The organism is Streptomyces tailanensis (genome assembly GCF_008386495.1).
GTDB lineage: Bacteria > Actinomycetota > Actinomycetes > Streptomycetales > Streptomycetaceae > Streptomyces > Streptomyces tailanensis.
In genome coordinates, this window is the sequence record NZ_VTHJ01000078.1 from 1 (window position 1) to 15426 (window position 15426).

A 15426-nucleotide genomic window follows, 5' to 3' on the forward strand; every position below is an offset into this window, starting at 1 on the left:
TGTTCGCGCAGTTCCCCGCGCCCCTGAAAGACACGGCCCTGCGGGCCGAAAAGCATGGGGCGCAGCCCATGCTTTCAGGGGCGCGGGGAACTGCGCGACAAGCCACGAACCACCCGCACCCGCCGACGCACCCCCACCCCCCGAGCTCGAAGGCGTCAGCCGGAGGCATACCGTGGGGGGAGCTGCGCGCGGGCGATCCCCGTCGCGACGTCGGGAGCGAGGAGAGAACGGGATGGGTGGCAGCCGGACCGCGCTGGTGGAGGACCTGATGGAGAGGTTCCCGCATGTGCCATGGGAAGCCGTCTTCAAGGAGGACCTGCTCAGGGGTGGCGTGGCGTTCGACGCCTCCGCGTTGAGCGACAACGAGGACGGCGAGGTCAAGCCGAAGTCGTACTTCATCTTCTCCTTCGACCACGGCACCCTCCCCGAGCTCGGCGAGGCCGCCCTCCGCCGCCCGCCGGAGGAGATCATCCTCACCGGTGGCCCGTACGATCTACGGCGCACGGTCGTCTCCGTACGGGTCAATCCGTCGTCGCCGTATCGCGTGGCCGCCGATGAGGAGGGGCTTCTCGGGCTGTACCTCGACGGCCGGCGCATCGCGGACGTCGGTGTGCCGCCCATGCCCGAGTACTACCGGCACACGCTCTCCAACGGGAAGTCCGTGATGGAGGTGGCCCCGACCATCCAGTGGGGCTACCTCATTTACCTCACGGTCTTCCGCGTCTGCCAGTACTTCGGCGCCAAGGAGGAGTGCCAGTACTGCGACATCAACCACAACTGGCGCCAGCACAAGGCGGCGGGCCGGCCGTACACGGGCGTGAAGGACGTCGACGAGGTCCTGGAGGCGCTGGAGATCATCGACCGGTACGACACGGCGAAGACGTCCACCGCGTACACCCTCACCGGTGGCGCGATCACCAAGACGGTCGCGGGACGGGACGAGGCCGACTTCTACGGTCACTACGCCAAGGCCATCGAGGAGCGCTTCCCGGACCGCTGGATCGGCAAGGTCGTCGCCCAGGCGCTGCCGCTGGACGACGTCAAGCGTTTCCACGACTACGGCGTGAAGATCTACCACCCGAACTACGAGGTCTGGGACCGCCGCCTGTTCGAGCTGTACTGCCCGGGCAAGGAGCGTTACGTCGGCCGCGACGAGTGGCACAGGCGCATCCTGGACTCGGCGGGCGTGTTCGGCGCGCGCAATGTGATCCCCAACTTCGTGGCGGGCGTGGAGATGGCCGAGCCCTTCGGGTTCACGACGGTGGACGAGGCCATCGCGTCGACGACGGAGGGGCTGCGCTTCTTCATGTCGCACGGGATCACCCCGCGCTTCACCACCTGGTGCCCGGAGCCCACGACCCCGCTCGGCAAGGCCAACCCGCAGGGCGCGCCGCTGGAGTACCACATCCGCCTGCTGGAGGCGTACCGCGCGACGATGGACGAGTTCGGGCTGTCGTCCCCGCCCGGCTACGGCCCGCCCGGACCCGGCCACGCGGTGTTCTCCGTCAGCTCCTTCATGGACAGCCTCCCGGCGGCCGAGGAGGTTTCCGCCAAGTAACTCCTGTGACGGGTGAGTCGATTGGGCTCGGCGTTCGTACAACTCGGCAGCGTGACCGGCGGTAACCGCATTTGAAGACGTGGCTTGTCAGTTGTGTGGGAACCGTGAAAAGCTCTGGGCTGCCACAAGAGGGTCCCCCCAACTCCCTCTCCAAAGGGAGCAGTTGACCTCCTTGTGGACTCCCCCCTCGCTCTCGCTCTGTGGATGCAGGAGACTCATGCCTGACCTGCCGAAGCCCCAGGACGCCGCCGAAGCCGCGCTGTTCTCGGAGTGCTGGGACGCGGTCCTTTCCTACGCCGATCTGTGCACGTCCGGTTCCATCGCCGCGACGCAACTGGCCACCGAGGCCTTCACCAACGGTATGCACGAGGCGCACGCCCTGGAGAACGAGACCGGGGCCGGGCGTGCCGCCGGGCGGCGGGCTTTACGGCTGCCCCGAACACCGTTCCTGCTGACCTGGGTCAGAACCAGCGCCGCCGCCTGGGAGACGGACGGGCAGGGCCACCGGCTCGACCCCGACCTGCGCCTCTGGCTCAACTCGGACAAGGCCGCGCGCTACACCGGCCCTCCGCTGCACCGGCCCCTCGCCCTGCGTGCCCTCAGGGACATGCAGGAGCCCGACGCCGCCCTGCTGTGGCTGGCCGAGGTCGAGTCGCTGCCGCTGTACTCGGTGGCCCGCCGGCTCGGCCTCGACCCGGCGGTCGCCAAGGCCGAACTCGACCAGGTGCGGGCGCTGTTCAGGGACCGGTGCCACCGCAACCAGCTCGACTCGCCCGTCGACACCGACTGCCACAGCTACGCCCGGCTGCTGGACGCGATCACCCGCTCGCCCGGCACCGAGACCCCCGACGACCTGTCGCGGCACCTCGCCACCTGCGTGGACTGCGCCGAGGCCGCGGCCTGCCTAGGCCTGCACGGCGGCGGACTGCCCGCCGCCCTCGCCGGCGGCGTGATCGGCTGGGGCGGACTCGCCTACCTGGAGCGCCGCCGACGCGCGGCCGAGGCGGGCCTCCTCCCCGGGCGCGCCGACTCCACCGGCACCGACCGGGGACTCTCGCCGGGCCGGGAGCCGAGGCCGCGGCTCGGCCGCAACGGGCTGCTGGCCGGGGCCGGCCTGGTCTCCGTCCTCGCGCTCGTCGTCTCCCTCATGCCCTTCGGCGACGACGAGACCGTCGCCGAAGGCGCGGCGGCTGGCGAGTCGTCGGTGGTGCAGCGGGACTCCTCCGACCCCGCGGCGCAGCCCTCCCCGTCCGGCGTGTCCTCCGACATGCAGAGCACGGCGCGGCCCCAGGAGCCCGGCTCCGACGACGACAAAAGTGACAAGGACGACGACGGCGACAACAAGGAGCCGCAGGGCGACTCCTCGACCCCGGCCCGGGTCTCGCACGAGCCGGTCGACCCCGGCGGGTCGTCCTCCGCCACCTGCCATGTCCGCTACCAGATCGTGAACCAGTGGCCGGGCGGCTTCCAGGCCGCCGTCACCGTCACCTCCACCGAGGCACTCGACGGCTGGAGCATCGGCTGGTCCTACGGCGACGGCCAACGCCTCACTCAGATGTGGGACGGCACCTTCGAACAGGACGGCTCCCGCGTCGTCGCCACCGCCGCCGACTACAACGCGATGGTCGAGGAGGGCGGCACCTTCGGCGTCGGTTTCCTGGGCGCCTGGGACAACGACGACAACTCGGCACCGGAGGACTTCACGCTGAACGGGCGGGAGTGCGAGACGGCGGACTGACCGTTGGACGGGGGCCGCGCGCCCCTAAAAGCACGGCCCTGCGGGCCGCTGAAAAGACCGGGCGCACCCCGTCTTTTCAGGGGCGCGGGGAACTGCGCGAGCAACCACGAACCACCCGCACCCGCCAAACGAACCCCACCACCCGGGCTAGAAGACGGGCGGGGGCGAGATCCCCTCGGGCACCGTGTCCGATTCCCGCCAGCCCCGTTCTCCGTCGTGGTCGAGACTGGACGTATGGAGGACGAGAACACCAGGTACGAGGCCGTGCGGAGCAGGGACGGGCGGTTTGACGGGGAGTTCTTCTTCGCGGTCGGGACGACGGGGATCTACTGCCGGCCCAGCTGCCCGGCGGTGACGCCGAAGCGGGAGAACGTGCGGTTCTACGCGACGGCCGCCGCCGCGCAGGGCGCCGGCTTCCGGGCCTGCCGCCGGTGCCGGCCCGACGCCGTACCGGGCTCGGCCGAGTGGAACGTGCGCGCGGACGCGGTCGGCCGGGCCATGCGGCTGATCGGGGACGGCGTCGTCGACCGGGAAGGCGTCGCGGGCCTGGCCCTGCGGCTGGGCTACAGCGCACGCCAGGTCCAGCGGCAGCTCACCGCAGAGGTCGGCGCAGGCCCCGTCGCACTGGCCCGCGCCCAGCGGGCGCACACCGCGCGGGTGCTGCTGCAGACCACGTCACTGCCGGTCACGGAGATCGCGTTCGCGGCCGGGTTCGCCAGCGTGCGGCAGTTCAACGACACGATCCGGGCGGTGTACGCCGACACCCCCACCGGCCTGCGCGCTGCCGCCCACCGGCGTGGCTCGGCCACGCTGGCCGCCGGTATCCCGCTGCGGCTCGCCCACCGGGGGCCGTACCAGGCCACCGCCCTCTTCGACGTCCTCGCCGCCGAGGCGGTCACCGGGATCGAGGAGGTCGGCGGTGACCGAGGCCGCCGCACCTACCGGCGCACCCTGCGACTGCCGTACGGCACCGGAATCGTCGCGGTCGACGAACGGCCGGGTGGCGGACAGCGACCCCACAGCCATTCCGGCGGCTGGCTCGACGCCCGCCTCCGGCTCACCGATCCCCGTGACCTCACCACCGCCGTGCAGCGACTTCGCCGGCTGTTCGACCTCGACGCCGACCCGTACGCCGTGGACGAGCGCCTCGCGGCCGATCCACGCCTCGCTCCTCTCGTCGCCGCCCGGCCCGGGCTACGGGTGCCGGGCACGGCCGACCCCGAGGAGTTCGCCGTACGCGCCCTCGTGGGCCGGGAGGAAGCCGGGCGGCTCGTGCGGGCGTACGGCAAGGCGCTGGACGCCCCGGAGGGGACGCTCACCCACCTGTTCCCGGAACCGGCCGCGCCGGCCGGGACGACCGGCCCGCTCGGCGCCCTCGCCACCGCCCTCGCCGACGGCACCCCACGCCTCGACGTCGGCGCCGACCGGGACGACACCCAGGCGGCGCTGCTCGGGCTGCCCGGCATGGACGCCCGTACCGTCGCCGTGATCCGGACCCGGGCACTCGGCGATCCGGACGTGGCGCCACCGGGCGAGGAGTTCCCGGACACCTGGCGGCCGTGGCGGTCGTACGCCCTCCAACACCTCAGTCAGCATCTATTGGATCAAGGAGTCCCGCTGTGAGCATCGACAGCCTCGCCCAGCAGCGCATCCGGTACACCACCGTCGACAGCCCGGTCGGTGAACTCCTCCTGACCGCCGATGGGTTCGGCGCCCTGACCTCCCTCTCGGTACCCGGGCAGAAGGGCGGACGTGTGCCCGTGGCCCAGTGGCGGCGCGACGCGGGGCCGTTCCGGGAGGCCGAGGAACAGCTCGCCGCCTACTTCGCCGGTGAACTCAAGGAGTTCCGGCTGGAGTTGAGCGGGGAGGGCACCGACTTCCGGCAGCGGGTCTGGGCCGCGCTCGACGACGTTCCGTACGGCGCGACCACCACGTACGGAGCCATCGCCACCCGTATCGGCGCGCCCAGGGCCGCCGTTCGGGCCGTCGGCGGCGCGATCGGCGCCAACCCGCTGCTCATCGTCCGCCCATGCCACCGGGTGATCGGCGCGGACGGGTCGCTCACCGGGTACGCGGGAGGCCTCGACCGCAAGCGCCTGCTCCTCGGCCTGGAGGGAGTGCTCCAGGCCGACTGAGCCGGACGGACGGGCCTCCCGGGAAGGGGCCCGTCACGTACTCCGGTACACGGCGATCTCCGTCAGCGTCGGCGTGTACCGCTCCGTCGCGATCTGCCCGGTGAGCGCCACCCGGAGCCGGGAGGTCGTGACGCTGCCGAAGCCGGTGACGGTGAGGTCGTGCCCGATGCCGGTGTCACGGGTCGCGAAGGTGACCCATCGCCCGCTTCCGGCGTCCCACCGCTGCAACTCGAACGTCCGCACCCTCGGGTTGGTGCCCGAGTCGGTGTACTCGTCCAGGTACACCTGGTCGAAGGTCGTGTCCGCGCCGAAGTCGATGTCGAGCGTGATCGGATAGGTCGCGTCGTCGGCCGCCGCCCAGCGGGTCGTGAGGTTGCCGTCGGTCAGCTTGTCGGCGGTCAGGGTCCCGTTCGCGCCGGGGTGGGTCGAGCTCGCGGTGACGGGTTTGCCGAGGGCGAGGTCGACGCGGCTGTCCACCTCCTCCTCGATGGGGTCGTCGTCGACCGGGTCGGGGACCTGGGGACCGATACGGGACTCGGCGATGCCCATGTCGGGGGCGTCGCCGTAGTAGAGGTGCGTGCCGAGGAAGTCCTCGGTGCCCAGGTGCGGGTTGTAGCGGCCGGCGTCGATGAGGGGGGAGTCGTCGCGCAGGGCGAAGTGTGCGGCGGCCTTCCGGATCTGCTTCACGCCTGCTCCGGTGACGTACTCGGCGGGGTCGCCGACGAAGCGTGGGTCGGTGCGCAGGCCGTTCGGGTCGGCCGGTTCCTGGCTGGAGTGGGTGCCGCCGGCCTCGTAGTAGTCGTTGTGCGCGAACACGGCCTGTCGTAGGGCGCCGGTGCGGCGGTACCACGGGGTCGGAGTCGTCTTCGAGGTGTTGTGGAAGATGTTGTTCAGGAAGTAGACGCGGCTGAGGAATGTCTCGTCGTGGACGTGGTCGAGGTCGGCGCCGTCGTAGACGAAGGTGTTGTTCACGAAATACGTCGGCGAGTAGTTCGTCGACAGCATGTTCTTCACGAGTACGCCGTTGTCGTTGACGCTCAGGTTGTAACGGGCCACCGAATTGGCGCTGTTGCCCATGTAGGCCATCCAGCCCGCCGCGTTGTCGTGCGAGTAGTTGAACTGGTACGTGACGTTGAAGTTGGTGTATTCGAGGTCCCAGGGGGTGCCGTCGAATTCGTTGTTCGGGCCGCCGTACACCTCGTTGTACTGCATGACCGAGTCGGCGCCGGCCCAGAGATAGAGGGCGCAGGACACCGCGTCGTAGCGCTTCAGATAGCCGTTGACCTCGTTGTACTCGACCTTCATGTTCTTGGTGTTGGCGAGCTGGATCGCGCCCTGGCCGATGCTCTCGGCGTAGTTGTGACCGATGTAGACATCCCGGCTGTACAGGTCACGGGTGCGCACCCACAGCTGTTCCCAGCCCTCGTGCCACTTCCCGCTCTCGTCGTACTGACCGGCGTCCGCGCCGTCGGCCGCGAACCAGTTGAACGCGAACTGGATGGCGTGCAGTTCGACGTTCTCGAAGGTGTTGTTCTCGATCCGTACGTCCTTGAAGTAATAGCCGCCGGTGCCGTACTCCTTGTAGCTCTTGCCGCCGAAGACCTGGAAATTGACGGCGCCGTAGTGAATGCGCTGCCAGGTGCTCGGGCCGTCGAGATCGTGGACGAAGATGTTCGAGATGCGGAAGTGGTCCATGATGCTGTCCGCGCCGTTCCCGAGGAGATCGGCGTTGATCGACACCATGATTCCGTCACGGACGTACGACCCGGAGGTGATGTCGGTCGCGAAGTCGTCGTCGTTGGAGAGTTCGACGTTGTTGATGTCCCAGTACTGCTGATTACGCAGCACGATCGCGCCGGTCAGACCGACCGTGGCCGGGTTCTTCGTGCCGTCCGCCCTGAACGGGCTCGGCACCCTGCCGTTCGTCGCGATGTACGGTCGGCCGGCGTTCGGATCGCCGTACGCCGAGATGGTGATCGGCCTGCCCGCGCTGCCGGAACCCTTCGGCCACAGCTGCTCGTCCTGCCACTGCTCACCGGCCTTGAGCAGGATGCGGTCACCGGGCCGGAACGTCGTCGCGTTCGCCTTGGCCAGGGTGCGCCAGGCGGTCGCCGGAGAGGTGCCGGCCGCGGTGTCCCGGCCGAGCGTGGCGTCGATGTAGTAGTCCTTGCCGCCGGTGGTGTTCGGGGTGTTGCCCGGCCAACTGGGCTTGACCGCCTTGGAGTTCAGGGTGTTGGAACGGTCCGGGGGTGCGGCGGCGTACGCGGCGGGGACGAGCGAGCCGACGAGCAGCGCGGCGAGCAGGGCGACGAGGCCCGCGTACAGCGTTCGTACAGTTCGTATCAGGGGTGGTGATCCGGTTCCGATGGGTCTCATTGCTGCACATCCTCTGCGGTGATGGCGTCCAACGCCGAGGTGCCGATGTCGATGTCGCTCTTGTCGATACGGCGCTGGAGGTACTGGTCGAACTTCTCCTCGACGAGGGACTGCCGGATCCGCTGGGAGTACTCGGCGAACGCCTTGTCCTCGTCGACGCTCTTGCTGTCGAGCTCGTAGTAGGTGATCTGGCCGGTGCCCTTGACGGGCGTGGAGGTCCGACCCGGTTCGAGTCCGCCGAGCACCGCCATCAGGTCCTGGTCGTGGGCGTTCAACGAGGTGGCGCCGCCGCCCTCGTACGTGTCGGTCGTGAGCTCGGCGCCCGGTTCGCCGGCGGCCACGGCCGCGAGGTCCTCGGCGGAGGTCACCCGCTGCTGGAGGCGGGCGGCGTGGTCCGTGTCCGCGCCTTCGGGCACCGGCACGACCAGCCGCGTGTACGTGTACGTCGTCGCATTGGCGCTCCAGGCGTCCCGGTCGGCCTCGAACTCCTTGCGGACCTCGGCGTCGGTGACCCACAGCGGGTCGTCGGCATCCGTGCCGAGCCGCTTCTTCAGGGCGGTGGTGAGTTCCGTGAGCCGGTGGGTGTAGTACTCCTCGGGGGAGAAGTTCGCCACGCCGTACACCGTCTCGCCCGCCGCGATCGCCTTCGCCCGGGACTCGTTCTCCCGAGCCACCGCGGCCAGGAAGTCCGCGTGGTCCACGGAGTCCACCAGTCCCTGCTCCTTCGCCAGGACGAGCGTGGTCCTGTCCCGCCTGATCTCGTCCAGCGCACGGGTTTCGAGCCGCTGGATCGCGGTCCTGCCGCCGGCCTCGGCGTCCCAGTCGACCGGGCCGCGCAGGTCGTACTCGTTGTGCAGCTCGTTCTGCACGGTCGGCGCCAACCGCCGCATATGGAAGAGGAGTTCGTCCTGGGTCACCGGGTGTCCGTCGACGGTGGCGACCTCGTCGGTGGTGCGATCGTCGAGGAGCGCCGCCGCGGTCACCAGCAGGGCGACGAGAGCCACGCACACGCCGGTGATCAGGGCGAGGGCGCGGCGCGACGGCCGGCGCGCCGGGGCCGAGCGGCGGGAGGCGCTCACCGCGCGCGGAGTACTCGGCCTGCGCGAGGTGCCCTTCATGACGCCGCCCCGATCACCGCGACCCGGGCCATCACGGGTGTGTCCCGTGACTCCGTCACCTCGACCAGTACGGCGTCGACCTCGACCGGCGGGAACGTCAGAATGCGCTGGTATCCCACCGCGTTCGCCTCGGCGAGCGTCGTCCACCGCCCGTCCCGGCGGCCTCGTACGACGACGTGCTCGATGCGCTGCCCCTGAGCGATGTCCTCGCCCAGGACGACCGCCTCGACCGGTCGCGGCCCCGCGAACGCGACCGTCACGCCCGGCAGTTCGTCCCCGCCGTCCGGTCGCCACGGGGCGCGCCCCCTGCCGGGCCACGCGGTCGCGACGTCGCCTGGTTCGCCGGACGAGACCGTCACGGACGCCTCGACCCTCCGGGCCCGGAACTCTTCGATGCGCCGACCCAGCCCCTCCAGTACGGCCACGTCGGTGTCCCGCAGCCGCCCGTCGCGGGCCGGTGGGACGTTGAGCAGGAAGCAGGAGTTGCCGCCGACGGCACGCAGATGGATGGTGAACAGCTCCTCCACGGAACGGACTTCGGCATCCTCGGCCGGGTGGTGGAACCAGCCCGGGCGGATCGAGGTGTTGACCTCGGCCGGGTACCAGACCAGGTCGTCCTCGTGCCCGGCCAGGGCGTCGCGGCTGCCGAGGTCGCGGTCGTCGCTGCGGACGAGCCGGGCGAAGGCACCGTCGTCCGCCCGCTGTGAGCGGTCGGCGGTGCGCTCGGCGTCCCGCAGGGCGCGCGGCACCACGCTCCACTCGTCGGGGCGGGTCTCCCCGGCCTCGTTGCCGCACCAGCGCACGTCGGGCCCGCACACACTGATGACCGCGTCCGGCTGCGCCTCGCGGACCACCGCGTAGTACCGCTCCCAGTCGTAGACCTGGACCTTGCCGTTCGGGCCCTCGCCGTTCGCGCCGTCCAGCCACACCGAGAACACCGGGCCGTAGCGGGTGAGCAGTTCGGTGAGCTGGGCGACGTAGAAGTCGTCGTAGGCGGTGCCGGAGCCGTAGGAGGCCTCGGTACGGTCCCAGGGGGAGAGGTAGATCCCGAAGTGCAGGCCGTGCCGTCGGGCCGCTTCGGCGACCTCCGCGACCACATCCCCCCGGCCGTCGCGCCACGGCGACGAGGCCACCGAGTACGTCGTGACGTCGCTGGGCCAGAGGCAGAACCCGTCGTGGTGCTTGGCGGTGAGGATCACGCCGGTCATGCCGGCGGCCTTGAGCGCCGCGACCCACTGGTCGGCGTCGAGGCCGGCCGGGTCGAAGAGCGCCGGGTCGTCGTGGCCCTCGCCCCACTCGCGGTCCGTCATGGTGTTCATGCCGAAGTGGAGGAATCCGTAGAACTCCATGGCCTGCCAGGCGAGTTGGCGCTCACTCGGCCGGATCGCGGCCAGTGCCGGTGCCCGTCCGGACGTCGCTCCGGACGCCGTGGGCGCGGTCACCGGAACCGCCGGTTGTACGCGGCGAGCAGGGCCAGCAGCCCGGCCAGCCCCGCCAGCATGGTCAGGAGGCTGCCCCAACCGACCGTCGTGCGGGCGGTGACGACGAGTGCGAGACAGACCGCCGCGACGAGCGTACGGGCGGTGACGAGCAGGGCCGTATGCGTCGCTTCCTTCATGGGGAATCCTTTCGTCAGCCTTCGACTGAACAGGTCGGGCGAAGTCCGCTGCGGTTCGGCTGCGCCCTGAAGGGGCGCGGGGCGGTGTCGATGTGCGCTCCGCCGCGATGGGGGTCCCCACGCTCGAGCGAAGTCGAGCGTGGGGGAGCGATCAGCTACGACGGCGCCGCAGACGAGCGACGGCATGGAGCGGCACATCCAGCGGAGCGCTAGCCCTTCACTCCGCCGGACGCCATGCCCTCGATGAGCCGGCGCTGGATGAGGGCGTAGAGGAGGAAGACGGGGACGATGACGATGACCATGCCGGCGTAGAGCCGCCCGTAGTCGGCCGCCGCCTTCTGCGCGGTGAACAGATTCAAGAGCCCGACCTGCAACGTCTTTCCCTCGCCGGGGAGCAGGGTGAGCGCGATGATGAAGTCGTTCCAGTAGGCGAGGAAGTTGAAGAGGATCACGGTGGTGACCGCCGGGCGGGCCATCGGGAGCATGACCGTGGTCATGATGCGGAGCCGGGATGCGCCGTCCAGCGCGGCGGCCTCCTCGTACTCGACCGGGATCGAGCGGAAGTACGCGGTGAGCAGATAGATCGTGAACGGGATCGACGTGGCCGCGTAGACGAGCGACAGGACGGCCGGGTTGTCGATGAAGAAGCCGCCGGGGAAGACGTCGATGAGTGCGCGGTCCCAGTCGACGAGCATGAGGAAGATCGGTACGACGATGTAGTTGACGTTGACGAACAGGCCGCCAAGCAGCGCGAATTCGACGAGGCGGCGGCCTCGGAACTCGTACCGGGCGATGACGTACGCCGCCGGCACGGACACCGCGAGCACGAACACCAGCCCGAGCACGGTGACGAACACCGAGGTCAGGAAGTACTGGCCCATGTGCGCGGTCACGAACGCGTCGACGTAGTTCTGGATGTGCAGGCCCTCGGGCAGCGTCCAGGGGCTGCCGAAGAACTCGCTCTTCCCCTTGAGCGAGGCGAGCAGCACCCAGGCCACCGGCACGGCGATGACGAGCGAGAGGGCGACGACGAGGGCGTAGGTGAGCGCCCGGCCGGTGCGGGGGCGGGACGAACTGGTCAGGGTCATGCTGCCTGTCCTCAGAACTGTCAGAACTGGAGGGGCTCGCGCCGAGTCGCCCGGCTCACCAGCAGCGACACGAGGAAGGAGAACGCGAAGATGACGACTCCGATGGCCATGCCGTAGCCGTACGACGAATTCGTGTACGCCTGCTTGTACATGTAGCTCAGCAGGACCTCGGAGGAGCCGTCGGGCCCGCCGCCGGTCATCGCGCGGACAAGGACGAAGCTGAGGTTGACGGCGCTCATGACGAAGAACGTCAGTGTGGTGCGCAGACTCTGCCAGATGAGCGGCAGGGTGAGGGAGAAGAACTGCCGGGTGGCGGACGCCCCGTCGAGGGCGCTCGCCTCGTAGAGCTCCTCCGGGATGCTCGCCATGCCCGCCATGTAGAGGACCATGTAGTAGCCCAGCGACTGCCAGACCATCGCGATCGCGACGGAGTAGAGCACGATCTTCTGGTCGCCGAGCCAGACCTGTTGCAGACCGTCGAGCGACAGCAGTCGGAGTGTGCCGTTGAGCAGGCCGTTCTCCTGGTCGTAGACGGCGGAGAAGATCGCCGCGATGACGACGACCGAGAGCACGTTGGGTATGTAGAGGACGAACCGGTACAGGTTCCGGCCGCGCAGCCGTTGCCGGGTCATGATCGCGGCGAGGAACAGGGCCATGCCCATCGTTACGACGGTCACCACGATCAGGAGCGCGACCGTGTTCTGGAAGGCGCGCACGAACTGTTCGTCGTCGAGGAGACGGGAGAAGTTGTCGAGCCCGACGAAGCGCAGGTCGGGGGAGAAACCGCTCCAGGTGTAGAGGGACATCCGGAACACGTTCACGGTCGGGACGATCATGAACACGATGAAGAGCACCAGCGCGGGCAGCAGACAGGCGAGCACGAAGCGCCCGTCGGCCCGCCGCCGAACCGTGGCCCGAGTGCCGCCGCTCCGTGAACTCCCGTCGCGCAGCGCCGATTTGCGCGTTCGGTTCGTCGAGTCCTGACGTGGGGTGGACAGGGTCGTCACCTCAGTCGCCCGCCTGGCGCAGCTTCTCGCTGGCGTCGTTCAGCGCGGCCTGCCACTCGTCCTCGGTGGTGTCGCCGCTGATGATGCTGTTCGCGGTGTCGAAGAGCGTGGCCTTGATGTCGACGCCCGGGACGGGCGCGGTACTGGCGAACCCGCCGACGAGCGCGGAGACCGACGGATCCTCGTACAGCTGATAAAACGCGGCATTCTCCGCCGACAGACTGCTCGCGATGCCCTCGACCGGCTGGATCGCGTTCGACTTCGCGAAGATCTTCGCCGCCTCGTCGGAGTACAGATAGGCGATGAACTCCTTGGCCGCGTCCTTGTCTTGGGCGGCGCTGGGCACCCAGACCGACTCGACCGACGTCGTGATGTAGCGCTTGCCGCCCGTGGTGACCGCGGGTAGCGGCGTCAGACCCCACTGGAAGCCCTTCGCGCGCGGCGCTTCCGCCATCTCGCCGACGATCCAGGTGCCGTTCGGCATGAACAGCGCCTTGTTGTCGAGGACCAGCTGCTGGTTCTTGGTGAAGTCCTGCTCGTTGGCGTACCCGGCGGTGGCGGGAGCCGCGTAACCCAGCAGCTTGGTGGTGATGTCGAGAGCCTGCCGGGCCTTCGCCGTCTTCCAGACGTCCTTCTCGTACGTCATCACGTCGGTGTAGAAGTCCTCGCCGCCTACGTCGGCGAGCAGCGCGAAGAAGTACGAGTCGAGGTAGCCGGCGGTCGGATACGTGAACAGCGGTATGCCCTGCTTCTTCGCCGTCTCCCCGAGCGCGAACATCTCGTCCCAGGTGCCCGGGACCTTCCAGCCCTTCTCCTCGAACAGGCCCTTGTTGTAGAAGAGGCCGGTCGGCGCGTAGTACATCGGCATCAGATACGTCTGGTCAGTGCCGTACGGGTTCGTGTTGAGGTTGCCGACGATGCCCTCGGTGAGCTTGTCCCCGACCGTCCTGTCCTCGCCGGGGATCTTCGTCTCCAGCACCGGGGTGAGGTCCTCCAGCGCCTTGTCCTTGACCAGGGTCTCGGTGAGGGCGGCCTTGCGGCCCTGGCCGAGCACCACGACGTCCGGGAAGCGCCCCGCCTTCATGTTCGGGGTGATCTCGTCCTCGATGCTCTTCGAGATCTGCAACCGGACATCGATGTCGGGATGCGAAGCCTCGTACGCCTTGATGACCTGCGTGTACATGTCCCGGCCGTACCCGCCTTCGAGGGCGGCGACCTCAAGGGTCGTCCTGCCGGAGTCCGATCCGTCCCCGCCGGCCGAGCAGCCGACGAGCAGCCCGAGCGCCGTGACCGCGGCACCCGCGCCGAGGACGAGCGATCTCCTCATGTGGGGTCCTTCCCGTGGATCAAGGTGGATCAAGATCGCATGGCGATCGGGACTTGTTACGGTGGCACCGATAACATGTGCACTTACGTTGGCACCGAAGCGCGGGGCGGCGCAAGGGGTGCACGAGAGGGTTTCCGGCAAAGTGCGGGTGAGTGGGGGTTGCTCGCGCAGTTCCCGCGCCCCTGAAAGACATGGCCCTGCGGGCCGAAAAGCAAGGGGCGCAGCCTCTGCTTTTCAGGGGCGCGGGGAATTGCGCGACAAGCCACGAACTACCCGCACCCGCCAACGCACCCCCAGCCCCGAGCTCCTAGGCGTGGCGGGGGCGAAGGGGCAGCCGCCCCCGGGGATGGGACGGGTAGGGGCGGCGGGGGCGAAACCCGAGGTCAGGACACCCGCGGCGGCGCCGTGGACCCCCGCACCGACAGCGACACATCGGCCACCGCATCGTCGACGTCCGCCCTGCCCCCCTGAAGCAGCAGAGCCACAGCCGCCGCACCGTACCGATAGAAGTCCTGCCGAACCGTCGTCAGCGGCGGATGACAGTACGCCGCCAACGCGATGTCATCGACGCTCACGATCGACACATCCTCCGGCACCGACCGCCCCCGCTCACGCAGCGCCCGGATCACGCCGAACGCCATCTCGTCCCCCGCGACGAAAACCGCGGTCACGTCCGGGATCATCGCCAGGATCTGCCCGTGCCGATACCCCGAGTCGGGCGACCAGTCCCCCTCCAGCGGCGGCGGCGCCTCGATCCCCGCCGCGGCCAGACACTCCTGCCAGCCCCGCCGCCGCCGACGCGCCTCGATCCACTCGTCGGGCCCGGAGATGTGCCACACCTGCCGGTGTCCCAGGTCGAGCAGATGCTGCGTGGCGACCCGCCCCGCCTCCCGCTGGTCGATCCCGAGCACCCGGGCACCCGCCGTCCGCGAGCCGTCGAGCGTGACGGTCGGGAGGTCGCGGGTGATGTCCTCCATCTTCGGCGTCACCGAGATCAGCGGTACGGCGATGACGAAGCCGTCGACGCCCTGGTCGGCCAGCTTGGACAGGGCCCGCTCCATCAGACCCGTGTCGAGCGCGGCGATCGTCGCGATGCTCACCGCGTACCCGGCCGCGCCGGCGGCCGCCTCGACGCCGGCCGTCACCGCCGAGCGCGAGTAGTACCCGCCGGATCCCAGCAGCACGAGCCCGATGGTGTGGCTGCGCCCGGACGACAGCGTCCGGGCGGCGCTGTTGAACCGGTAGCCGACCCGGTCGACGGCGGCGAGCACGCGCCTCTTCGTCTCCGGGTTGACGTTCGGCGAGCCGCGGAGCGCACGCGAGACGGTCTGCGCCGACACCCCGGCGGTCCGGGCCACGTCGGCCATGCTCGGCTGCCTGGGCCTCTCGATGCCCGCGGTGCCCTCGCTCATGGCGCTCCTCTCCCGCGGCCGAACCCGCGACGTCGTTCACCGATCACGT

At 69.7% G+C, this 15426-nt stretch carries 12 protein-coding genes; 4 read left to right on the forward strand and 8 right to left on the reverse strand.

Annotated features, from left to right (window positions below; translation table 11 throughout):
- Positions 1-232: 232 nt before the first annotated feature.
- The 4 genes from F3T56_RS39935 (at position 233) to F3T56_RS39950 (ending at position 5431) form a co-directional block, all read left to right on the forward strand.
- Positions 233-1558 carry a radical SAM protein gene (locus F3T56_RS39935; RefSeq protein WP_149830370.1) on the forward strand — a complete coding sequence of 442 codons (1326 nt, stop codon included), beginning with the start codon at positions 233-235 and terminating at the stop codon, positions 1556-1558.
- A gap of 217 nt (positions 1559-1775) precedes the next feature.
- Positions 1776-3296 carry a cellulose-binding domain-containing protein gene (locus tag F3T56_RS39940; protein WP_149830371.1) on the forward strand — a complete coding sequence of 507 codons (1521 nt, stop codon included), beginning with the start codon at positions 1776-1778 and terminating at the stop codon, positions 3294-3296.
- A 234-nt stretch (positions 3297-3530) separates the two neighbouring features.
- Positions 3531-4919, forward strand: coding sequence for a DNA-3-methyladenine glycosylase 2 family protein (locus tag F3T56_RS39945; RefSeq protein WP_149830372.1), 1389 nt, complete (start codon positions 3531-3533; stop codon positions 4917-4919).
- A complete protein-coding gene (locus tag F3T56_RS39950; protein WP_281291959.1) occupies positions 4916-5431 on the forward strand; it encodes a methylated-DNA--[protein]-cysteine S-methyltransferase in 516 nt (171 codons plus the stop codon). Before F3T56_RS39945 ends, F3T56_RS39950 begins: the two co-directional genes overlap by 4 nt.
- Before the next feature lie 33 nt (positions 5432-5464).
- Here the strand turns inward: F3T56_RS39950 and F3T56_RS39955 are convergent, their stop codons facing one another.
- The 8 genes from F3T56_RS39955 to F3T56_RS39990 form a co-directional block, all read right to left on the reverse strand.
- The gene (locus F3T56_RS39955) at positions 5465-7807 is read right to left on the reverse strand and encodes a discoidin domain-containing protein (RefSeq protein WP_149830373.1); all 2343 of its coding nucleotides are present in this window, start codon (positions 7805-7807) and stop codon (positions 5465-5467) included.
- Positions 7804-8886, reverse strand: coding sequence for a peptidyl-prolyl cis-trans isomerase (locus F3T56_RS39960; RefSeq protein ID WP_172639368.1), 1083 nt, complete (start codon positions 8884-8886; stop codon positions 7804-7806). Before F3T56_RS39960 ends, F3T56_RS39955 begins: the two co-directional genes overlap by 4 nt.
- A gap of 35 nt (positions 8887-8921) precedes the next feature.
- Positions 8922-10367, reverse strand: coding sequence for an alpha-L-fucosidase (locus F3T56_RS39965; RefSeq protein WP_216373066.1), 1446 nt, complete (start codon positions 10365-10367; stop codon positions 8922-8924).
- Entirely contained in the window at positions 10364-10543 is a 180-nt protein-coding gene (locus tag F3T56_RS39970) for a DUF6903 family protein (protein WP_149830375.1), read from the reverse strand. The genes F3T56_RS39965 and F3T56_RS39970 overlap by 4 nt, the downstream gene beginning before the upstream one ends.
- Before the next feature lie 209 nt (positions 10544-10752).
- On the reverse strand, positions 10753-11631 hold the full coding sequence (locus F3T56_RS39975) for a carbohydrate ABC transporter permease (protein ID WP_149830376.1): 879 nt from the start codon (positions 11629-11631) through the stop codon (positions 10753-10755).
- A gap of 20 nt (positions 11632-11651) precedes the next feature.
- Entirely contained in the window at positions 11652-12638 is a 987-nt protein-coding gene (locus tag F3T56_RS39980) for a carbohydrate ABC transporter permease (RefSeq protein WP_216373067.1), read from the reverse strand.
- A gap of 1 nt (position 12639) precedes the next feature.
- Positions 12640-13965 (reverse strand): carbohydrate ABC transporter substrate-binding protein, encoded by a 1326-nt coding sequence (locus F3T56_RS39985; RefSeq protein ID WP_149830377.1) that lies wholly within the window; start codon positions 13963-13965, stop codon positions 12640-12642.
- A gap of 383 nt (positions 13966-14348) precedes the next feature.
- Entirely contained in the window at positions 14349-15377 is a 1029-nt protein-coding gene (locus F3T56_RS39990) for a LacI family DNA-binding transcriptional regulator (protein WP_149830378.1), read from the reverse strand.
- Positions 15378-15426 lie beyond the last annotated feature (49 nt).